The organism is Methylobacterium tarhaniae (genome assembly GCF_001043955.1).
GTDB lineage: Bacteria > Pseudomonadota > Alphaproteobacteria > Rhizobiales > Beijerinckiaceae > Methylobacterium > Methylobacterium tarhaniae.
This window is the reverse complement of the sequence record NZ_LABZ01000192.1, coordinates 1-21,086: the sequence shown is the minus strand read 5'-3', so window position 1 is coordinate 21,086 and position 21,086 is coordinate 1. Positions and strand designations below refer to the sequence as shown.

Below are 21,086 nucleotides of genomic sequence, written 5' to 3'. Positions count from 1 at the left end.
CGCCCGGCCGGGCGCCACCAGCGTGTCGTTGAGGTAGAGGCGCAGCTCCGCCTTCGGGGTTCCTTGCGCGGTGACGTAGAGCCGCCCGCCCGGCTCGGCATCGACGCTGACGACCTTGACCGGCGCAGGGGCGGCCGGCGGGCCGGCATCGGGCCGGGTCTCGATCTTGGTCTCGCCCCTGGTCTCCGCCTTGTCCTGCACCTTGGCGGCGGAGTCCGGCAGCGAGAGCACCGCGGTCGGCTGGCCGGGCGCCGTCACGGCGACGAGGGGCTTGGCGCGGCGGTCCTGCGCCACCACCACCACGGCGGCGGCCCGGCTCGAGGCCGCGGCACCGTCCGGCGCGGTGCTCCGCAGGGTGAGCTCGCTGGAGCCGGGCGGCAGGGCCGGCGGCACCAGGGCGAAATTGCCGGCGGCATCGGCCGTCGTGCGGGCGAAGGGCGCGCCGTCGCGCAGGATCTCGACCTCGGCGCCGGGCCGGCTGCGCCCGGCGACGACGCTCGTCCCGTCGGGCTCGACCCGGATGATGTCGAAGGACGGCGCGCCGTCCGCGTCCTTCGCCGTCGCGGCGGCACGCGGCGCCTCGGCGGGCAGGACCGCCTGCGGCGGGACCGTCGCCTGCGGCGATGGCGGCGCGACCGTCTCGGGCGAGGCGAGCGAGAACAGCCGCGTGCCGCTCGCTGCGACGCCGATGAGCACGAACCCGGCGACGAGGCCGACGGCCGCGAGGACGATGCCCCTGCGCAACTCGCTCGTCATGGCGCAACACTCCCGCTCACGGGTCCTCCCGGCCGATGGTCCTGGACGGCCGCGCGACCTTTCGCCTCCGGTCGACACGCCCACGCCATCGACCTCATATTAACAGGACTGGCGGGGCGAGACCACGCGGCGCGAATCGCGCGGCTCGGCCGGAAACTTGCGTGGTGCAAGGCAGTGCGTGGGACGGCCGGGATCGGCCGCGAACGGTGCGGAGACTCGATGCGGACGGTTTGCGTGTATTGCGGCTCGGGTTTCGGCACCGATCCGGTCTTCGAGGCGGCGGCGCGGGCGCTGGGGCGCCAGTTGGCAGAGGCCGGCATCGCCCTGGTCTATGGCGGCGGGAATGTCGGGCTGATGGGCACGGTGGCCCGGTCGGTGCTCGACCATGGCGGCCACGTCACCGGCATCATCCCGGACTTCCTGAAATCGCGCGAGCGGATGCTCGACGACGTGCAGGAGACCATCGTGGTCTCCGACATGCACACCCGCAAGAAGCTGATGTTCGACCGCTCGGACGCCTTCGTGGCCATGCCCGGCGGCATCGGCACCCTGGAGGAGCTGGTCGAACAGATGACCTGGTCGCAGCTCGGCCAGCATGCCAAGCCGATCCTGCTGCTCTCGGTGGCCGATTTCTGGGCACCGTTCCTCGCCCTCCTCGACCACATGCGCCGCACCGGCTTCATCCGCGAGGGCCTGGACCTCAGCTACCTCGTTGCGGAGGAGCCCGAGCAGGTGGTGCCGATGCTGCGCGCCGCGATCGCCAGGACGACGCCGCGGCCGGAGGCGGAAGCGCTGATCGAGGAGAAGTTCTGAGAGCGCCGTTCTGTGAAGCCCTCCGTGTCATCCCGGGGCCGCGCGAGCGGCGCCGGATTCCAGACGCTCGGTTTTCGTGAACAAGGCGGACGGCGTTCCGCTTCGTTCTTCACCAACCGCGATTCCGGATTCCGGGCGCCGCTCGCGCGGCCCCGGAATGACGGGGAGATCTTGATAGTCCGGATCGAGAAAGACCCGGATCGACGATGAACCGCGAGGACCCCGTCTTGGACTCGAAACCCCCGAACGACATGCTGCCCTACCGCCTGATCACCGGGAAGGACGACGCCAATTTCTGTCGCCGGATCTCGGAGGCGCTGGCGCTCGGCTACCGGCTGTACGGCTCGCCCTCCTGCACCTTCAACGGCACGGACGTGATCGTGGCGCAGGCCGTGGTCTGGCCGTCGGTCGTCAAGGAGTAAGAGAGCGTCGCGTCCTCAATACGCCGAGCGTCCCGCCCCATCGCAAGGACCAGGGCAGGATTGGGGTGCAGCGACGGCTCGTCCCAGGCGCCGCGCGGAACCGCCGGGTGGGCCTGGATGTCGAGACCGTCCTCGATCGACCGGTCTGAGGAGAGGTCGGCAAGGAGGCGCGCCTCGTCGATGATCCGCCAGGGCCCGTCGGCCAAGATCACGGCCACGTCGGCATCGCTCTCCGGCCGGGCCTCGTCCCGGGCGCGGCTGCCGGACAGGAAGAGATCGAGGAGGCGCAGACCGTCATGCCGGCGCGCATCCGCGGCGAACCGCGCCAGGGCGGCGGCGGACGAAGCACCTCCTCGACCGTTGTCATCGCATCCTCTCGCGCCTACTGGCTCACCGTCCAGCTCGTCGTGCCGTCCTTGTTGTCCTTCACCGTCACCCCGAGCGCCGTGAGCGCGCCGCGGATCCGGTCGGATTCCGCCCAGTCCTTGCGGGCCCGGGCCTCCTTGCGCTCGGCAATGAGCCGTTCCACCGCCGCCGCATCGACGCCGGAGGCCGCCACCGCCGCCCGGTCGCGCTCGGTCTTGGTCCGGCCGAGCAGCCCGAGCAGGCCGGCGCCGGCCCGGAGCAGCGCCGGATCGTCGAGGCGGTGCACCTCGCCGAGGGCCGCCGGGGTGTTGAGGTCGTCGAGGAGCGGCTCGAGCACGCTCTCGGGCGCAGGGCCCGGAACCGCGTCGCCGGCGGCCTCATACCAGCGGTCGAGGGTGCGGCTCGCCTCGTCCAGGCCGCGCAGGGTCCAGTCGATCGGCTGGCGATAGTGGGTGCGCAGCATGGCGAGGCGCACGACCTCGCCCGGCCAGTCCGCCAGCACCTCGCGCAAGGTGACGAAGTTGCCGAGCGACTTCGACATCTTCTCCCCCTCGACCTGCAGGAAACCGTTGTGGAGCCAGATGTTGGCCATCACCGGCGTGCCGAAGCAGCAGCGCGACTGCGCCACCTCGTTCTCGTGATGGGGAAACACCAGGTCGATGCCGCCGGCATGGATGTCGAAGGTCTCGCCGAGATGCTTCCAGGCCATGGCGGAGCACTCGATGTGCCAGCCCGGGCGCCCGGGCGCCGCGATGCCGGCCGGCGAGGGCCAGGACGGTTCTCCGGGCTTCGAGGGCTTCCACAGCACGAAATCGAGGGGTGAGCGCTTGTAGGGCGCCACGTCGACCCGGGCACCGGCCTCCATCTCGTCGAGGGGGCGGCGCGACAGGGCGCCGTAATCGGGCATCGAGGGCACGTCGAACAGCACGTGGTCCTCGGCCACGTAGGCGTGGCCCGCGGCGACCAGCCGGTCGATGAGCGCCGTCATCTCGACGATGTGGTCGGTCGCCCGCGGCTCGATCATCGCCGGGGGGCGGCCCGGCGCGTTCACGTCGCCCGGCATCAGGATGCCGAGGCGGCGGATGTCGTCGTGGAACTGCGCCAGCGTCCCGTCGGTCAGTTCGCGGATGGTGATGCCGCGCTCCGCCGCCCGCGCGTTGATCTTGTCGTCCACGTCCGTGACGTTGCGGGCATAGGTGACCGCGTCCGCGCCGTAGAGGTGGCGCAGGAGCCGGAACAGCAGGTCGAAGACGATCAGCGGCCGGGCGTTGCCGATATGGGCGGCGTCGTAGACGGTCGGGCCGCAGGCATACATCCGCACCCGGTCCGAATCGATCGGCCGGAGCGGCTCCTTGGCCCGGGAGAGCGTGTTGTAGAGGCGCAACAGCGAGGCCATGAAACACCTGCGGGACGGGGTCGGGCCGGGACGCCGCCTGGGGCGCCGGCCAAGGTTCTAAGTCGTTGCCGGATCGGGCTCGGGCCCGGCCGGCTGAGGGTCCGGACGCTCGCCGCGCGGACGACCGGAGCGGCCGCCTGTTGCACGGGTGAGACGCCGCAAAGGACGGATCCGGGTTAGCCCAATTCCGCGAGCAATTCGAGACGCCAGGCGCCACGAGGGCCAAGCCCCGGCCGGACCCTGCGTAATCGATGCCTGCGCTCGATGCGTACAGAGATTGTTTACCACCCACGCCCAGTGTCGGGCCGGAGCCGGATGCCGGCGGCTCCGTTCAGAAGGTTTGCCCCATGCGTCGCACCCTCGCCGTCCTCAGCGCCCTCGGTGTCCTGGCCTCCGTCGCCGCGCCCGCTCTGGCCGCCTCGCAGACGGCCGGCGTGGAGAAGACCTTCCTGATCCCGTCCAGCGACGGCTACGGCGTGGCCGAGTGCCTGGCCACCGGCGGCGAGTGCGGGCAGGTGGTGGCGGATGCCTGGTGCGAGTCGCAGGGCTTCGCCAAGTCGGCCTCCTACGGCATCGCCGCCCAGGACGAGTATACCGGCGCGATCGAGGCGGCCCCGGCCGTGAAGACCTCCGACCGCCCGATCCGGATCACCTGCCGGGATTGATTGCTTGGAGAGAGGCGAGGCCGGGCGTCGCAAGATGAATGCCCGCCTCATGGCATGTCGAATCATCGCCTGCCGCAACGAAACCGATACCCAACCCGTCATTCCGGGACCACGCAGCGGAGCCCGGACTGACGCGGTGGACGTGAAAATCGCTCAGCGAAACTTCGTCGGGTCATCATGCGAGCTTCAAGCCGCCTTGCCCGACCCATGCGCTTCATCCGACATCGCCATGACCCGCTGGCACGCCGCCCGGATCCGCCTATCTCGGATCGCAGCAACCGACGGCCGAGGCGGGCGGGGAGACCGGGGCATGATCCGAAGCGTCCTCGTCGTCGCCGCGGCCCTGCTGCCGACCCTCGCGGTCGCCGCTCCGCGGCATCGCGCGCCCATCGGCCCGGTCGTCTCCGGCCTGCCCGGCTACGATTGCCGGATGTGGTCCCCGTTCGACCACGACGTCGTCGGGTCGTCCCCGCGCCCGGGGGCCCGGCCGGTGCGGGCGGCGAGCGGCTGGAACGGCACCGCCTACGGCTACGGCACCGGCGGCGCCTCGGCCTCCGGTGCCGTCGCATTTCCGGCCGACAGCGCGGCCGATTGCGATCTCGGCGCGTCGACCTTCGGCCGCGCCGGTCTCGACATCCTGCCGCGCTGAAGGCGCGCGTCAGTTGCCCGGCTGGCCGTGCACCGCCTTGTAGAAGAAGTCCTTCCACTCCTTCGGCCGGTTCTTCAGCACGCCGGCCTTCACGAGGTGCTCGGCCTGCAGCATGGTGCCGTAAGGCGTGGTCGAGAAGACGACGCCGGGCTGCTTCATCATCGCGACGAGTTCGTCGGGCTCGAACTTCTCCTTGGTGGCGGCGAGGTACAGCTCGGCCGCCTTCTTCGGGTCGTCGCGGATGAGCGCATTGGCCTCGTCGATGGCGGCGAGCACGGCGGCGGTGGTCTTCGGGTTCTGGTCCATGAACTTGCCGCGGCCGAACACGATGGCGTTGCTCAACGGCCCCCCGACCACGTCGTAGGAGTTGAGCACGACGTGGATCTTCGGGTCCTTCAGCTCGATCTGCTGGAAGGGCGGCAGCGAGAAGTGGCTGTTGACCTCGCTGGTGCCGCCGAGCAGCGCCCCGACCGCGTCCGGATGGCCGAGCTGGATGGTGATCGGGTCGAGCTTGTTGCGGCCGGCCTCGCCGAACTGACGCTCGGCGGCGATCTGCAGCATCACGGCCTGGGCCGAGACCTTCACGGTCGGCACCGCGATCCGGTCCTTGGCCGAGAAGTCGGCCAGCGTCTTCACCGCCGGGTTGCGGGTGACGAGCAGCATCGGGGCGCCGGCGGAGGCCGCCAGCCCCTTCACCTCGCCGCGGGTGCGGTCCCAGGCGAGCAGCAGGTTCGTGGCGCCGCTGGTGACGAAATCGACGTTGCCGGAGATCAAGGCGTCGACCGAGGCGCCGCCGCTGGTCAGCGTGACCCAGCTCACCTTGACGTCGCCGAGGCCGGCCGCCGCGACGTGCTTCTCGACCAGGCGCTGCTGCTCGGCCAGCACCATCGGCATGTAGATCAGGCCGGGCTGGCGGGTGAAGCGCACCTCCCCGGTCTCGGCTCGTGCGGCGGAGGTGGCGAGGCCGAGCGCGACGGCCAGCGCGCCGACGGCGCGCCTGAGGAATGGCATGGGCGACTGCTCCCTGGTTCCCGGCTCCTGTCCGGGCGCTTGGGTCGAGCGCCCGCCGGTGCCGTGTCAGAGCCAGGGTCCGGAAATGCCCCGGATCCGTCAACCCGCGACGAAGGAAGGGGGTGAATCAGGCCGAGACGGCGGAGGAGTCGTCGGCCCGATGCCGGGCGGCGCGGGTGCGGTGGGCCACCATGCGGTCGTGCAGGCGGACGATCGTGCGCGAGCCGGTGCTGGTGAAGGCGAAGGGCAGGAGGCCGTGCACCAGGCAGGCGAGGCCGCCGCCGATCATGCGCAGGCCGAAGCCGGTGGCGACGCCCATATGCTCGAAATAGGTCTCGCCGACGGAGGCCGGGTGCTCGGAGAAGGAGAGCTTCGACATGGGAGTTCCCTGCGGGATTCTCTTGGGGGTCTCGAAAGGCACCCGGAGAATCGCACGGACCCCGCGAAGCCGGATTGCGAATTTGCCGCGATCTTCCTAGTCTCGCGCAAATCCATTGCGCAATGCGCCGATCCGTTGGGAAAATTTCGCGTGGACGAGTTCGACCGGAAAATCCTGTTGTGCTTACAGGAGAATGCGGCCGAATCGCTGGAGGCGGTCGCCGCCCGGGTCGGCCTGTCGGCCTCGCCGTGCTGGCGGCGGATCCAGAAGCTGGAGGCGCAAGGGGTGATCCAGCGCCGGGTGGCCCTGCTCGATCCCGACCGGATGCGGGTCGGCGTCACGGTGTTCGTCTCGGTGCGCACCAACCGGCACACCGCCGACTGGGCCGAGCGCTTCTGCGCCGCCGTGGTGACGATCCCCGAAGTGGTCGAGTTCTACCGCATGAGCGGCGAGACCGATTACCTCCTGCGCATCGTCGTGCCCGACATCGCGGCTTACGACCGGGTCTACAAGCGGCTGATCCAGTCGGTGGATCTCTACGATGTCAGCTCGGCCTTCGCGATGGAGCGGATCAAGTACACGACGGCACTGCCGGTGACTTACGCTGAGTAAGACCAGGGCGCGTCACGATTGCGCGGGTCTGGCTTGCGCCGGGCGCCGGTTGCTTTCCGGCCCGATCGGTTTAGCTGCGGCCATCGTCCCCTCCCCTGCCCGACGAAGCCCTCGACCATGACGACCTCCCGGACGACGCGCCGTCCCCTCGTGATCGCCGCCGTGATGGCCGCGATGGCGATGGTGGCGATCGAGGCGACCATCATCTCCACGGCGATGCCGGGGATCGTCGGCGAGCTCGGCGGGCTGTCGCTCTATGCCTGGGTCTTCTCCGGCTTCCTCCTGACCCAGACCGCCGCCACCATCGTGTTCGGCAAGCTCGCCGACATCCACGGGCGCAAGCCCGTGCTGCTCGCCGGCATCGCGGTGTTCCTGGCGGCCTCGGTGCTCTGCGGCTTCGCCTGGTCGATGCCGGCGATGATCGCCTTCCGGCTGATCCAGGGCGTCGGCGCCGGGGCGATCCAGCCCGTGGCGCTCACCATCGTGGGCGATCTCTACAGCGCCGAGGAGCGCGGGCGGATCCAGGGATTCCTCGCCAGCGTCTGGGCCGTATCGGCGGTGGTCGGGCCGGTGGCGGGCGGCTTCATCATCGCGCACGCCTCGTGGTCGTGGATCTTCTGGATCAACCTGCCGGTCGGCGTCGTCGCCTCGGGCCTGTTCATCGCCTTCCTGCACGAGGGCGAGCGGCGGGAGCGCCGGCCGGTCGATGCGGCGGGCGCCGCCCTGTTCACCCTGACGGTCGCCGGCCTGATGGTGGCGCTCACCGAGGCCGGCGAGGGGCGCTGGTCCGTCGTGGCGGTGGCCGCCGCGCTCGGCCTCGTCGCGGCCGTGCTGCTGGCCGTCCAGGAGCGGCGGGCGCCGGAGCCGATCATCGACGCCGCGCTCTGGCGCCGCCGGCCGATCGCCGCCGCCAACGGGACCTCGCTCCTCGCCGGCATGGCGCTCATCGGCCTCACCACCTTCCTGCCGATGTACGTGCAGGGCGTGCTCGGGCAGACGCCGATCGTCGCCGGCATGGCGCTCACCGTGATGGTCCTCGGCTGGCCGATGGGCGCGACCCTGGCGGCGCGCAACCTGCACCGGTTCGGCCTGCGCCGCATCCTGGTCACCGGCGGCCTGCTCCTGCCCCTCGGCGCGATCGCCATCGTGACGCTCCAGCCCGGCAGCACGCCGGCCCAGGCCGGGGCCGGCTCGCTCGTCATGGGCTTCGGCATGGGCCTGCTCAGCAACGCCGCCCTGATGCTGATCCAGGAGATCGTGCCCTGGACCCAGCGCGGCAGCGCCACCGCCTCGAACATCTTCTCGCGCAATCTCGGCAGCACGCTGGGCGCCACATTGTTCGGCGCGGTGCTCAACCACGGCCTCGCCGCCTCGGGCAGCACCGTCACGGCCGACAGCCTGCAGCAGGCCCTGGCCGCGGGCGGCCTGCCGGGCGAGGCGGAGGCGGTGCGCCTCGTGCTGCAGCACGCCCTGCACCAGACCTTCTGGGCGGTGCTGGCGATCTCCGCGGCGGCCTTCGCCACCGCGCTCCTGGTGCCGCATGTCGCCCTCGGGCGCGCCCGCGAGGTGCCGGCCGAGTGACACGGGATCCGGACGATCGCTTCCAGCCGTCGCGTGACGGTCCGGTTCAGGCGGTGCGCGAGGTGGACTGGACCGGCAGGGCCTCGGTGGTGGCGTTGAGCAGGTAGGGCCGGCGCAGGTCGAGCACGTGGTAGAGCACGCGGTCGACGTCGCGGGCGAAGAAGGGCTTGCGCAGCACGTAGTCGATGCCGAAATGCCGCGAGGCCTGGGCCAGGGTGGCGGCATCGCCCCCGGTCATCAGGACCAGCGGCGTGCCGGGCGCCAGATCGCGGATCTGGCAGGCGAGCTCGAGCCCGCCGCCGCCGCCCCGCAGGCCGAGATCGATCAGCGCGACGTCACATGCGGCCTGCCGGACGAGCTTCAGGGCGTGGGGGCCGCTCTCGGTCTCCTCGACCGCGAGGTTGAAGCCGGACGTGGCGAGGATGCGCCGCACCAGGGTCCGGCTCTGCGGCGCGCTGTCGACGAGGAGCAGGCGCGTCGGCTGCCGGCGCCGCGCATGGGCCTGGAGCAGCCCGACGACATGGGCCTCGTCGAGGGGCAGGCGCAGGAACTCGTGGGCGTCGAGGTGCTGCGAGATCTCGGTCCAGCGGGAGAAGATCTGCGGCGCGATCAGGATCAGGCAGGGGACGACGAACCCTTGGGCCTTGAACCGGGCGACGGCCTCCGGGCCGCTCGCATCCTCGAATTGCAGGCCGACGAAGGCGAGGACCGGCCGGTGGACCAGGCAGACCTCGCAGGTCTCGCGGCTCGTCTGCGCCTCGATGATCTGCAAAGACGGGTCGTGCGCACGGATCAGCTCCACCAGCCGTCGGCGCAGGACGGGGTCGCGGTCGGCGACGAGGGCCGAGGCCGGTCCGCTGGCGCGGGCATCACTGTGGCTCACCGGCATCGTGCTTGGTCCGCGTGGCAGGTTACCCTGGGCGGACAAGCCCGGCCTTGGTCGGACCGAGGATCGCGCCACCCAGGGGTTAAGGTCCTAATGGGCAAAGCTTAGCGCCAGATTACGACGGCCCCGACCCAACTCACGAGGCGCGCGCCCGGGGATGGGCGGCATCGAAGGCGTCGAGCAGGCGGGCGGCGTCAACCTTGGTATAGACCTGCGTCGTCGCCAGGGAGGCGTGGCCGAGCAGCTCCTGGATCGCCCGCAGATCGCCCTGGCGGGCGAGGAGATGGGTGGCGAAGGAGTGGCGCAGGGCGTGCGGCGTCGCGCTCTCGGGCAGGCCCAGCGCCCCGCGCATCGAGGCGACGGCAAGCTGGACGATGCGCGGCGAGAGCGGACCGCCCTTGGCGCCGACGAAGAGCGGCCCTTCCGGCGCCAGGCCGTAGGGGCAGAGGGCGAGATACTCCGCCACGGCGGCCTGGACCGGGGCGATCACCGGCACGCTGCGGGTCTTCTGGCCCTTGCCGATCACCGTCACCGCGTCCGCCCCGTCGACGGGCGCGTCACGCCGCCGCAGGCCGAGCGCCTCGGAGATGCGCAGGCCCGAGCCGTAGAGCAGCGCCAGCACCGCGGCGTCCCGGGCCAGAATCCAGGGCGGGCGCTCGTCGCCGGCCCGGATGTCGGGGCTCGCCATCGCGACCGCGGCGGCCACGGGCAGCGGCCGCGGCAGGCGCCGCTCGACCTTGGGCGAGCGCACCGCCGAGAGCGCCGACACGCTGCCATGCCCCTCCCGGTCGAGGTGGCGGGCGAAGGAGCGCAGGCCCGCCAGCGCCCGCATCAGGCTGCGCCCGCCGACGCCGTCCTGGCGCCGCGCCGCCATGAAAGCGCGCAGGTCCCGGGGCTTGAGCCGGATCAGGGCCGGGATGTCGGGATTCGTCCCCTGCCGGGCCAGATGGGCGAGGAACTGGCGCAGGTCGCGCCGGTAGGCCTCGACGGTGTTGGGCGACAGCCGCCGCTCCGAGGCCAGCCCCTCCAGCCAGGCGGTCGCCGCCGCCCGCACGTCGGGCGCGCCGGGCAGCAGCAGGTCGGCGGGTTCGGCATCGGGCATGAGGGGCCGGGCTCCGGTCGCGGTTGGCCCGCGAGTAGGACCCGAACCCGGTTGACGGCGGGTTGACGGGGCCGCCCGTCAGGCCGGCGTGACGCGTAAGGTCACGCCGTGGCGGGCGCTCGCACCGGGCGCCAGCAGGCGCTGCGAATCGCGCTCGGCCAGCTCGCCGGAGAAGCCCATCCAGTCGGCGTGGCCGGTCCAGCATTCGAGCGACAGGAACGGCGCCGTCGGCCGGGTCCAGACCGCGAGATGGGGAAAATCCTCGACCTCGAGGGCGATGGCGGCGCCCGACGGCGCGGTGAAGCGCATCGCCCGGCTGCGGGCGTCGAGGAACACCAGCGCCTCGGTGAACAGGTCCGGGTCGAGGGGCAGGGTGTCGCCCGCGAGGGGCAGCGCCCGCTCGGTGCGCACCAGCAGGCCGCCCGGCCCGACCTCCGGCACCGCCGGCCGCTCGGGATGCTCGAAGCGCACGGCGTAGCCGCCCCCGGCCGCCCGGGTGCCGCCGGCGAAGGGCCAGGGAAAGGCCGGATGGAAGCCGAGCCCGTAGGGCAGCGGCTCACGCCCCGGATTGTGGACCGCGCAGGCGAAGGCGAGCGCCCCGTCCTGCGCGGTGGCGGTGATGTCGAGGCGGAACGCGAAGGGATAGGCCTCGCGCGTCTCCGGCGAGTCGGCGAGGCGCAGGGTGACGCTGTCCTCGGCCTGCGCCACCACCGTGAAGCGGCTGTCGCGGGCAAAGCCGTGCTGCGCCATCGGGTAGGGGCGGCCCGCCACCGTGACGGCGCCCCCGGCGGACGCGCCGACGACCGGGAAAAGCCAGGGTGCGTGCCGGTTCCAGTGCGCCGGATCCCCCGACCACAGGTACTCGGTGCCGCCGACCCGCCAAGAGACCGGCTCGGCCCCGGCGAGGGCGAGGCGGGCAGTGGTGTCGCGGTGGCGGATCTCGACGGTGTCGGTCATCGGGGCCTCGTGTCGTACGAGGCCCCTGTTACCGGCTGAAGGCCGGTCCGGGAATGGCCTCTACCCCCGCCGGGCGTTGTTGCTGCGCCGGGGCTGGCGCGGGCGCGGCGGCACGTCGGCCTCAGCCCCGGCCAGGGCTTCGACCTGGAGGTCGGCCGGGCCGGTGCGGGGGAAGGTGTGGGCGAAGCGCTCGGCGGCGCCGCCGCGGACCTCGAACTTGGTCTCGCGGTCGAAGATGCGGATCGCGCCGATCTCCTCGCGGGTCACGTCGCCGCGGCGGCACAGCATCGGCAGCAGCCGGCGCGGGTCGGCGTTGTCGCGCCGGCCGACATTGAGGCGGAACCACACGCTCGACCCGAACGGGGCGCGCGGGCCGTCCCGCGTCGTGGTCTCGCGCCGGGGGCTCACGCCGCGGCCGGTGGCGAAGCCCGGATCGGTGACCTCCTCGGGCGAGGGCATGCGGGCGCGATAGGCCCGGACCAGGGCGGCGGCGATGTCCTCGGCCGAGCGCTGCGCGAGCAGGGACTGGGCCATCGCCCGGTCCTCGTCGCTCACCTCGTCGGTGACGAGCGGGTCCTGCAGCAGGCGCTCCTGGTCGAGGGCGCGGATCTCGTCGGCCGGCGGCGGGCCGGACCAGACCGGGACCACGTTCGCCCGCACCATCAGCTCCTCGGCCCGGCGGCGGCGGGACGGCGGCACCAGGAGCACGCTGATGCCCTTGCGCCCGGCCCGGCCGGTACGGCCGGAGCGGTGCTGCATCACTTCCGCATCGTGCGGCAGCTCGGCGTGGATGACGAGGCCGAGGCCCGGCAGGTCGATGCCGCGGGCGGCGACGTCGGTGGCGACGCAGACCCGGGCGCGGCCGTCGCGCAGGGCCTGGAGGGCGGCGTTGCGCTCGCCCTGGCCGAGTTCGCCCGACAAGGCCACCGCCTGGAAGCCGCGCTCGGTCAGCACCGCCTGGAGGTGGCGCACGGAATTGCGGGTGTTGCAGAACACGATCGAGGTGCGCGCCTCGACCTGGCGCAGGGTGTTGACCACCACGAGCTCGGTCTCCCGCGGCAGGATGCGGAAGGCGCGGTACTCGATGTCGGCATGGCCCTTGGTCTCGCCGGCCACCGCGATGCGCATCGCGTCGCGCTGGTAGGCCTCGGCGAGGGCGACGATGCCCTTCGGCAGGGTGGCGGAGAAGAGCAGGGTGCGCCGCTCGGCCGGGGTCGTGCCCAGGATGAACTCGAGGTCCTCGCGGAAGCCGAGGTCCAGCATCTCGTCGGCCTCGTCGAGCACCGCGGCGCGCAAAGCCGACGGGTCGAGGTTGCGCCGCTCCAGATGGTCGCGCAGGCGGCCCGGCGTGCCGACCACGATGTGGGCGCCGTCTGCGAGCCAGCGGCTCTCGCGGCGCGGATCCATGCCGCCGACGCACGACACGACGCGGGCACCGGCCGGGCCGTAGAGCCAGGACAATTCGCGGTGGACCTGGAGCGCCAGCTCACGGGTCGGCGCGATCACGAGCGCCAGCGGGGCGCCGGGCGCGGGCAGCATCTCGGCGTCGCCGAGCAGGGTGCGGGCGAGCGCGAGGCCGTAGGCGACGGTCTTGCCGGAGCCGGTCTGGGCCGAGACGACGAGGTCGCGCCCCTCGGTCTCGGGTTCGAGGACGGCGGCCTGGACCGGCGTCGGGTCTTCGTAGCCGCGGTCGGCGAGGGCCTTGGCGAGGAGGGCGGGCAGAACAGGAAAAGGCACGTGGATTCGATCCCGGATGAGGCGACGCGCGGGGATCGAATCGGCTCCGGAGGCCAAAGGCTTGGTAGCACATGGCCTCGTCAGAGGGCCGGCCGCATCGGCGGCGGGCGCTCGCGGCGCGCGGGGAATCCCAACGGTCTTTTCGTGGAGGAAGGTGCTGTTACAGGGGTTCGGGGCGGAGGTCCACCCCGGGGCATGCCCTTCGCCCGATCGCATGGCTGAGGAGGCGTCCGATGCATGAGCGACGATGCATCCGGAGACCGTGCCGAAACTGGCGGCTTTCTACGATCAAATCGATTCAAGACATGGCGGGATCCCTCTCCCGGCGATGCCGGGCTTGCCAGAGATCCTTGCCAGAGATCCTTGCCGGAGATCCTTGCCCGTATCGCGACGAGGCGTGGGAGAGGGGAACGCGCGCTCCTTCGATGGATTGCCCATCTCGATCAAAGGCCGCCGCTGCGATCGGGGAAACACACGTCACCCCTCGATCATCGCCCGTATCCTCCGCGCCAGCAGGTCCACCGGGAACGGCTTGGTGATCATCTGCATGCCGGGCGCCAGGAATCCCGCCATCGCGGCGTTCTCGGCGTAGCCGGTGATGAACAGCACCTTGAGCCCCGGGCGGTGCTCGCGGGCGGCGTCGGCGAGCTGGCGGCCGTTGAGGCCCGGCAGGCCGACATCCGTGACGAGGAGGTCGACGCGGGCGGTACCGCGCAGGGCCGCGAGGCCGGCCGGGCCGTCCTGGGCCTCCAGCGCCCGGTAGCCGAGGTCGCGCAGCACGTCGACGATCAGGCTGCGCACCGCCGGCTCGTCCTCCACCACCAGCACGGTCTCGCCGCTGCCGGCCGTCGCGGGTTCGGCCGGGCCGGGGGCGGGAATCTCCAGCTCGGCGAGAGGACCGTCATGGCGCGGCAGGTAGAGCGCCACGGTGGTGCCGCGCCCGACCTCGGACGAGATGACCGCGTGGCCGTCGGACTGGCGGGCGAAGCCGTAGATCATCGACAGCCCGAGGCCCGTGCCCTGGCCGATCGGCTTGGTGGTGAAGAACGGGTCGAAGGCGCGGCGCACCACCTCCGGCGGCATGCCGGTGCCGGTATCGGTGACCGCGAGGCGGATATAGGCGCCCGGCGCCACGTCGCCGTGGGCGGCGGCGAAGACCGCATCGAGCTCGACGTTGCGGCTCTCGATGGTGAGACGCCCGCCCTCCGGCATCGCGTCGCGGGCGTTGATGGCGAGGTTGAGGATCGCGCTCTCGAGCTGGTTGGCGTCGCAGAGCGTCGGCCACAGGCCCGCGGCGAGGCTGGTCTCCAGGGTGACGGTCTCGCCGAGCGTCCGGCGCACCAGGTCCTCCAGGGAAGCGACGAGGGCGTTGGCATCGACGGGACGCGGGTCGAGGGGCTGGCGCCGGGCGAAGGCCAGCAGCCGGTGGGTCAGCGCCGCGGCCCGGTGGGCCGAGGTCAGCGCCGCGTTGATGTAGCGCTCGACGACGTCGGTGCGGCCTTGGGCGAGGCGGGTCGACAGGAGGTCGAGGGAGCCGACGATGCCGGTGAGCAGGTTGTTGAAGTCGTGGGCGATGCCCCCCGTCAGCTGGCCCACCGCCTCCATCTTCTGCGACTGACGGAAGGCTTCCTCCAGCTCGCGCTGCTCGGTGACGTCCCGCCCGACGGCGTGCAGGTGCTCCTCTCCCGGCACCGCCGTCCAGGACAGGGTGCGGTAGGAGCCGTCGGCGTGGCGGTAGCGGTTCTCGAACAGCAGCGTCGCGTGGCCCTCCGCGAGGCGCCTCGTTTCCGCCAGCGTGCGCGCCTGGTCGTCCGGGTGGACGAGGTCGAGGAACGGGCGGCCGATCAGGTCCTCTTCGGTCCAGCCGAGCACCGCGTGCCAGGCGGGGTTGAGCGCCGCGATCGTACCGTCGAAGCGCGCGACGAGCATCACGTCCTTCGACAGGCGCCACATCCGGTCGCGCTCGCGGGTGCGCGCGGCGACCTGCGCCTCCAGGGTCTCGTTGACCCGCCGCAGGGCATCCGCCGCCTCGTGCCGGACCCGGGCGAGGCGCAGGTTGGTCTCGACCCGGGCCAGCAGCTCGCGGGCCGAGAACGGCTTGATCAGGTAGTCGTCGGCCCCCGCGGCCAGGCCCTCGATGCGGGCCTCCTCGCCGGCCCGGGCCGAGAGCAGGATCACCGGGATGCCCCGGAGCGCCGGGTCGGCCCTGAGGGCGGCGAGCAGCCCGAAGCCGTCCAGGCCCGGCATCATCACGTCGGAGAGGACGAGGTCGGGAGCGTGGCGGCGGGCCGCCTCCAGGGCCGCCTGCCCGTCGCCCACCGCCTCGACGATATGGCCGCTGTCGCCGAGCAGACGCCCGACATAGGCTCGCATGTCGCTGTTGTCGTCGGCGAGCAGCACCCGGCCGGTGAGGCCGGGTAGCGCCGGGCGGGGCGCCTCGCCGAGGTCGGCGGGACCCGAGGCGTCCTCATCGAGCCAGCGCGTCGCCTCCTCGACGAAGACGTGCGAGCGGGTCGCGGTCGAGACCCCGGCCCGGGCGGCGCGGATGCGGTCCTGCGGCAGGTGGGCCTGACCGAGCGGCAGGCTCACCGTGAAGGTGCTGCCGGCGCCCAACGTGCTCTCGACCCCGACCGCGCCGCCATGCAGCCGGACCAGCTCCTGCACCAGGGCGAGCCCGATGCCCGACCCCTCGAAGCTGCGGCCCTGCGTGCCCTCGACCCGGTGGAAGCGTTCGAACAGCCGCGGCAGCTCGGCCTCCGGGATGCCGAGGCCGGTATCCCTCACCGACAGCACCGCCCGTCCGCCCTCGGCCCGCAGCCGCACGGCGATCGTGCCGTCGAGCGTGAACTTGAAGGCATTGGAGACGAGGTTGAGGACGATCTTCTCCCACATCTCCGGGTCGACGAAGGCCGGCTCCGGGAGGGCGGGACAATCGACATCGAGGACGAGGCCGGCCTTGTCGGTGGCCGAGCGGAAGCTGGAGGCCAGCTCCGCGGTGAAGCGGGCGAGGTCGAGGGGCTCGAAGGCGGCCTGGGCCCGGCCGGCCTCGATGCGCGAGAAATCGAGGAGCGCGTTGACGAGCTTCAACAGCCGCAGGCCGTTGCGGTGGGCCAGTTCCACCAGGCGGCGCGTGTCGGGGTCGACCGTGGCGGGCGAGGAATCCAGCACCTCGGTCAGCGGCCCGAGCATCAGGGTCAGGGGCGTGCGGAACTCGTGGCTGACATTGGAGAAGAACACGGTCTTCTGTCGATCGAGTTCGGCGAAGGCCTCGGCCCGGCGCCGCTCGGCCTCGTAGGCGTTGGCGTTGGCGAGGCCCGTGGCGATCTGGCCGACGAACAGCGCGATGAAGCCGCGATACTCCTCGTCGACGGGTCGGTAGGGATTGAGCCCGGCGACGAACACCCCGGCCGGGCGGATCTGGCCCTGCTGGGCGACCGGCACCACCATCGCGTGGGTGGGAGCCCGGTCCCAGGGACCCGTCGGCAGGTCGGCGAAGAGGGGCCCGAGAGCCTCCACCGGCACCAGCACCGGATTCTGGCCGGCCGGATCGAGGCGGTCCATCGCGGCGGACGCGGCCTCGCCCGCCTGCCCGGCGACCGGGTGATCCGGCCCGGTTCCCGCCCGGGCCAGCAGGGTCGGCTCGTCGCCCGCCAGGTAGGCGAGCGCCACCGGCAGGTCGCGGGTGCCGTCCCCGAGGCAGGCGGCCACCACCGCGCCGACCTCCTCGACGGTCCGGGCCGCCGCCATCCCGGCGCCGAGGTCGCGCAGGGAGCGCAGGCGCCGCTCGCCGATGACCCGCTCGGTCTCCTCCGAGACGACGCAGAGCATGCCGGTGACGGTGCCGGTATCGTCGGCGAGCGGACTGTACGAGAAGGTGTGGTACGTCTCCTCGGCGAAGCCGCGCCGCTCCAGGAACAGCAGCAGCGCCTCGTCCCAGGTCGCCTGGCCGGTGCGCAGCACCTGGGCGATGCGCGGCCCGATATCGGGCCAGATCTCGGCCCAGACCACGTCCGAGCGCGAGCCGAGCGCCCAGGACTCCTTGACGCCCAGGGTCGGCTTGTAGGCGTCGTTGCAGAAGAAGGTGAGGTCGGGGCCCCACGCCATCCACATGGCGAAGCGGGAGCCGAGCATGATCCGCACCGCCGTGGTCAGCGATTGCGGCCAAGTCTCGACCGGCCCGAGGGACGTCGCCGCCCAATCGTGGGCGCGCAGGCGAGCGCCCATCTCGCCGCCACCGGGAAACAGGGTCTCGTACGGGTTCGGCGGGTCACCGGGCATGGGTATTGTCCAGCATGCCCTGGCGATGGCACGGGCGCCGCGAAGTGTCAAAAACCAGGCGTAAAGGATTTCTCTTCGGCAGGGCGGCAAACCGCTTTTTTGCGAGCCCCCTGCGATCGGCGCTCGCGGCCTCGCGCGATGCGGCGCCCCTTCGACCGCCCGCCCGGGCGTCAGGCGCCCTTCGGGGGCCGGCCGGTCAGGGCCTCGCCGATCTCGGCCACGATCGCCTGCGGGGTGGCGCCGACCGAGACCACGAGCGGGTTCTCTTCGGGCGCCGGCTCCTCCAGGGTGCGGAACTGGCTGTCGAGCAGGCTCGTCGGCATGAAGTGGCCGTGGCGGGCGGCCATGCGCCGGCCGATCAGCTCGCGGTCGCCCTTGAGGTAGACGAGGCGCACGTCCGGCCGGTCGCCGACCAGGATCTCGCGATAGGCGCGCCTGAGGGCCGAGCAGGTCACCACCCCGTGCCGACCTTCGGCGCGGAGCCTGTCGATCCAGGCCGCGATGGCGGCGAGCCAGGGCCAGCGGTCCTCGTCGGTGAGGGGTGAACCGGCCTGCATCTTCTCGACATTGGCAGAGGGATGGAAGTCGTCGCCATCCTCGAACTCCCAGCCGAGCCGGCCGGCGAGCAGGCTCGCCACCGTGGTCTTGCCGGAGCCGGAGACGCCCATCACCACGACGACCGCGGGAGGTGTGACGTTTCCGTTGGCTGCCGCACCGTCCATCGCCGTGGATCCTTCGATTCGAGAACTAACGATCCAAGAACTAACTGAGCGGTGCCGAGCGACCAACCCTCCCCCCTCTGCGGGGTGAGGGTGCCCCACGGAGTGGGGCGGGAGAGGGGAAACCGCCTCCGGAAATGTCGCAACCTTGATGAGAGGCGCCTTTTAGATCAGCGTCGCGCTGCCCCTCTCCCGACCCCTGCCGACGCAGGGTCCACCCTCCCCCGCAGGGGGGGGAGGGTTGTCACCGTCGCGCTCACATATGCAGCGCGCGCTTCTCCACCGCGAGCGCGGCTTCCTTCACCGCCTCGGTCAGGGTCGGGTGGGCGTGGCAGGTGCGGGCGATGTCCTCGGAGGAGGCGCCGAACTCCATCGCCACCGCGACCTCCATGATGAGGTTGCCGGCATCAGGCCCGACGATGTGGACGCCGAGCACACGGTCGGTCGAGGCATCCGCCAGCACCTTCACGAAGCCGTCGGTGGTGTGGTTCACCTTGGCGCGGCCGTTCGCGGTGAACGGGAACTTGCCGATGTTGTAGGCGATCCCGTCCTTCTTCAGCTCCTCCTCGGACTTGCCGACCGAGGCGACCTCCGGCGTGGTGTAGACCACGTTCGGGATCACGCCGTAATTCACGTGGCCGGCCTTGCCGGCCAGGATCTCCGCCACCGCGACGCCCTCGTCCTCGGCCTTGTGGGCGAGCATCGGGCCGGCGATCACGTCGCCGATGGCGTAGATGCCGGTGACGTTGGTGGCGTAGCGGTCGTCGGTCTGGATCCGGCCCTTGTTGTCGAGCTGGACGCCGACCGTCTCCAGGCCCAGGCCCGCGGTGTAGGGCGTGCGGCCGATGGCGACGAGGACCACGTCGGCCTCCAAGGTCTCGGCGGCGCCGCCGGCGGCCGGCTCGACCGTCACCTTGGCCCCCTCACCCGTGCGCTCGACGCCGGTGACCTTCTGCGACAGGCGGAACTGGATGCCCTGCTTCTGGAGGATGCGCTGGAACTGCTTGCCGACCTCGCCGTCCATGCCCGGCAGGATGCGGTCCAGGTACTCGACCACCGTCACCTCGGCACCGAGGCGGCGCCAGACCGAGCCGAGTTCGAGGCCGATCACGCCGGCGCCGATGACGACGAGCTTGCCCGGGACCTTGGTCAGGTCGAGGGCGCCGGTGGAGGAGACCACGACCTCCTCGTCGATGGTGACGCCCGGCAGGTTGGCGACGTCGGAGCCCGTCGCGATCACGACGTTCCGGGCCTCGAGGATCTGGTTGCTGCCATCCTCGGACTTGACCTCGACCCGGCCGGCGCCGGCGAGGCGCCCGGTGCCCTGGAAGGCATCGATGCCGTTCTTCTTGAGCAGGAACGCGACGCCCTTGGTGTTGCCGTCGACGCCTTCCTGCTTGAACGACATCATCTTGGCCAGGTCGAGCTTCGGCTCGCCGACGGTGATGCCGAGCACGGGGAAGTGCTTGGTCGCCTCCTCGAACGCCTCGGAGGCGTGGAGCAGGGCCTTCGAGGGAATGCAGCCGACATTGAGGCAGGTGCCGCCATGGGTCGGGCGCTTCTCGACCACGGCGGTCTTCAGGCCGAGCTGGGCGGCGCGCAGCGCGCAGACATAGCCGCCGGGGCCGGTGCCGATGACGACGAGATCGTAGGAAGACATTCTTGACTCGCGAAGTTGGGAGCGGCGGGTCGGGACGCCGCCGCTGGATGAATGGGGTGGGTTGAGGAGCGGCTAGCGGCCGCCGGAGATCGTGAGCGTCGTGCCGGTGGCGTAGGAGGCCTCGTCCGAGAGAAGCCACATCACCGCAGCCGCGACCTCGTCGGCGGTGCCGGCGCGCTTCATCGGCACCAGGGGGCTCAGCCGCGCCAGCCGGTCCGGCTGGCCGCCGCTGGCATGGATCTCGGTCTCGATCAGCCCGGGGGCGACGCCGGTGACCCGGATCCCCTCCTCGGCGACCTCGCCGGCGAGCCCGGTGGTGAAGGTGTCGATGGCCCCCTTCGACGCCGCATAGTCGACGTACTGGCCCGGCGCGCCGAGGCGGGCGGCGACCGACGACAGGTTGACGATGACGCCGCCCTGCCCGCCATGGCGGGTCGACATCCGCCGTACCGCCTCGCCGGCGCACAGGAACGAGCCGATCACGTTGGTGGTCATCATGCGGTTGAGGCGCGCAAAGGTCATCTCGTCGACCCGCGCGGCGTAGTCGACGACGCCGGCATTGTTGACGAGGCCGCCGAGCGTCCCCAAGCCGTCGGCCGCCTTGAACAGGGCAGGGATGTCCGCCTCGACGGCGACGTCGCTGCGGACGGCGAGGCCTACGCCACCGGCTGCCTCGATCTCCCGCACCAGGGATTCGGCAGCGTCTTTGGCCGCGACGTAGGAGAAGCAGACCCGCCATCCGGCCCGCGCGGCGCGAAGGCAGACCGCCCGACCGATGCCGCGGCTGCCGCCGGTGACCACCAGGACCTTGTCCGTCATCGTCGTGCTCCCCGATGTCGAGAAGCCCCTCCCTCGGGTGGGCAGGCTCCGTGAAACTTTCAGTGCAAGAAAAGGGCGCGGGATCCCCTCTCCCGTGTGGGAGAGGGGTAGGGGTGAGGGTGATACGCTTCAGTATGGAGCACTGAGCGTCGTGCTGGCTGCGCGACAGTTCAGATTACTTGCGGAACCGTAGCACCCTGCGCGATCTTCGATCGCCCCTACCCCTCTCCCACACGGGAGAGGGGATCCCGCGCCTTATTCGTCCTAGTGGGCGGCCC

18 protein-coding genes and 1 pseudogene are annotated in these 21,086 nt (G+C 71.8%); 6 read left to right on the top strand and 13 right to left on the bottom strand.

Annotated elements, in window-relative coordinates; translation table 11 throughout:
* Nucleotides 1-756: pseudogene (locus tag VQ03_RS24530) on the bottom strand (Ig-like domain-containing protein); the annotation flags it as partial.
* A 219-nt stretch (nt 757-975) separates the two neighbouring features.
* On the opposite strand from VQ03_RS24530, the gene VQ03_RS24525 reads away from it, so the two are divergent.
* Nucleotides 976-1,569 (top strand): LOG family protein, encoded by a 594-nt coding sequence (locus VQ03_RS24525; RefSeq protein ID WP_048453529.1) that lies wholly within the window; start codon nt 976-978, stop codon nt 1,567-1,569.
* Nucleotides 1,570-1,796: 227 nt separating this feature from the next.
* A complete protein-coding gene (locus tag VQ03_RS24520; protein ID WP_157064243.1) occupies nt 1,797-1,991 on the top strand; it encodes a DUF1737 domain-containing protein in 195 nt (64 codons plus the stop codon).
* Here VQ03_RS24520 and VQ03_RS35315 read toward each other — a convergent pair.
* Both VQ03_RS35315 and cysS read right to left on the bottom strand, forming a co-directional pair.
* Complete coding sequence (locus VQ03_RS35315; protein WP_425350088.1) at nt 1,898-2,281, bottom strand: nucleotidyltransferase domain-containing protein; 384 nt, start codon at nt 2,279-2,281, stop codon at nt 1,898-1,900. The genes VQ03_RS24520 and VQ03_RS35315 overlap by 94 nt on opposite strands.
* Nucleotides 2,282-2,373: 92 nt before the next feature.
* A complete protein-coding gene (cysS, locus tag VQ03_RS24515) occupies nt 2,374-3,753 on the bottom strand; it encodes a cysteine--tRNA ligase (RefSeq protein WP_048453527.1) in 1,380 nt (459 codons plus the stop codon).
* 347 nt (nt 3,754-4,100) lie between these two features.
* Between cysS and VQ03_RS24510 the strand changes: the two genes are divergently transcribed.
* Together VQ03_RS24510 and VQ03_RS24505 are read left to right on the top strand one after the other, a co-directional pair.
* On the top strand, nt 4,101-4,418 hold the full coding sequence (locus tag VQ03_RS24510; RefSeq protein WP_048453526.1) for a hypothetical protein: 318 nt from the start codon (nt 4,101-4,103) through the stop codon (nt 4,416-4,418).
* A gap of 310 nt (nt 4,419-4,728) precedes the next feature.
* A complete protein-coding gene (locus VQ03_RS24505; RefSeq protein WP_048453525.1) occupies nt 4,729-5,067 on the top strand; it encodes a hypothetical protein in 339 nt (112 codons plus the stop codon).
* A gap of 9 nt (nt 5,068-5,076) precedes the next feature.
* Here VQ03_RS24505 and VQ03_RS24500 read toward each other — a convergent pair whose 3' ends face one another.
* Both VQ03_RS24500 and VQ03_RS24495 read right to left on the bottom strand, forming a co-directional pair.
* Nucleotides 5,077-6,078, bottom strand: a complete 1,002-nt coding sequence (locus tag VQ03_RS24500; protein WP_048453524.1) for an ABC transporter substrate-binding protein — start codon at nt 6,076-6,078, stop codon at nt 5,077-5,079.
* 127 nt (nt 6,079-6,205) lie between these two features.
* Nucleotides 6,206-6,457 (bottom strand): DUF6356 family protein, encoded by a 252-nt coding sequence (locus VQ03_RS24495; RefSeq protein ID WP_048453523.1) that lies wholly within the window; start codon nt 6,455-6,457, stop codon nt 6,206-6,208.
* 150 nt (nt 6,458-6,607) lie between these two features.
* Between VQ03_RS24495 and VQ03_RS24490 the strand changes: the two genes are divergently transcribed.
* Nucleotides 6,608-7,069 carry an Lrp/AsnC family transcriptional regulator gene (locus VQ03_RS24490; RefSeq protein WP_048453522.1) on the top strand — a complete coding sequence of 154 codons (462 nt, stop codon included), beginning with the start codon at nt 6,608-6,610 and terminating at the stop codon, nt 7,067-7,069.
* Between the two features lie 117 nt (nt 7,070-7,186).
* Nucleotides 7,187-8,650: an MDR family MFS transporter gene (locus VQ03_RS24485; protein WP_048453521.1), complete on the top strand. Its 1,464-nt coding sequence runs from the start codon at nt 7,187-7,189 to the stop codon at nt 8,648-8,650.
* Between the two features lie 46 nt (nt 8,651-8,696).
* On the opposite strand, the gene VQ03_RS24480 is transcribed toward VQ03_RS24485, so the two are convergent.
* The 8 genes from VQ03_RS24480 to VQ03_RS24445 form a co-directional block, all read right to left on the bottom strand.
* On the bottom strand, nt 8,697-9,533 hold the full coding sequence (locus VQ03_RS24480; protein WP_167376129.1) for a response regulator: 837 nt from the start codon (nt 9,531-9,533) through the stop codon (nt 8,697-8,699).
* A gap of 139 nt (nt 9,534-9,672) precedes the next feature.
* Entirely contained in the window at nt 9,673-10,638 is a 966-nt protein-coding gene (locus tag VQ03_RS24475; protein WP_048453519.1) for a tyrosine recombinase XerC, read from the bottom strand.
* A gap of 78 nt (nt 10,639-10,716) precedes the next feature.
* A complete protein-coding gene (locus VQ03_RS24470) occupies nt 10,717-11,595 on the bottom strand; it encodes an aldose 1-epimerase family protein (protein ID WP_048453518.1) in 879 nt (292 codons plus the stop codon).
* A 60-nt stretch (nt 11,596-11,655) separates the two neighbouring features.
* Entirely contained in the window at nt 11,656-13,332 is a 1,677-nt protein-coding gene (locus VQ03_RS24465; RefSeq protein ID WP_048453517.1) for a DEAD/DEAH box helicase, read from the bottom strand.
* A gap of 477 nt (nt 13,333-13,809) precedes the next feature.
* Nucleotides 13,810-17,610, bottom strand: coding sequence for an ATP-binding protein (locus VQ03_RS24460; RefSeq protein ID WP_048453516.1), 3,801 nt, complete (start codon nt 17,608-17,610; stop codon nt 13,810-13,812).
* A 170-nt stretch (nt 17,611-17,780) separates the two neighbouring features.
* Nucleotides 17,781-18,332, bottom strand: coding sequence for a gluconokinase (locus VQ03_RS24455; RefSeq protein ID WP_048453515.1), 552 nt, complete (start codon nt 18,330-18,332; stop codon nt 17,781-17,783).
* Nucleotides 18,333-18,585: 253 nt separating this feature from the next.
* Complete coding sequence (lpdA, locus tag VQ03_RS24450) at nt 18,586-19,989, bottom strand: dihydrolipoyl dehydrogenase (protein ID WP_048453514.1); 1,404 nt, start codon at nt 19,987-19,989, stop codon at nt 18,586-18,588.
* Nucleotides 19,990-20,061: 72 nt separating this feature from the next.
* A complete protein-coding gene (locus tag VQ03_RS24445; protein ID WP_048453513.1) occupies nt 20,062-20,808 on the bottom strand; it encodes an SDR family oxidoreductase in 747 nt (248 codons plus the stop codon).
* Between the last annotated feature and the right edge of the window lie 278 nt (nt 20,809-21,086).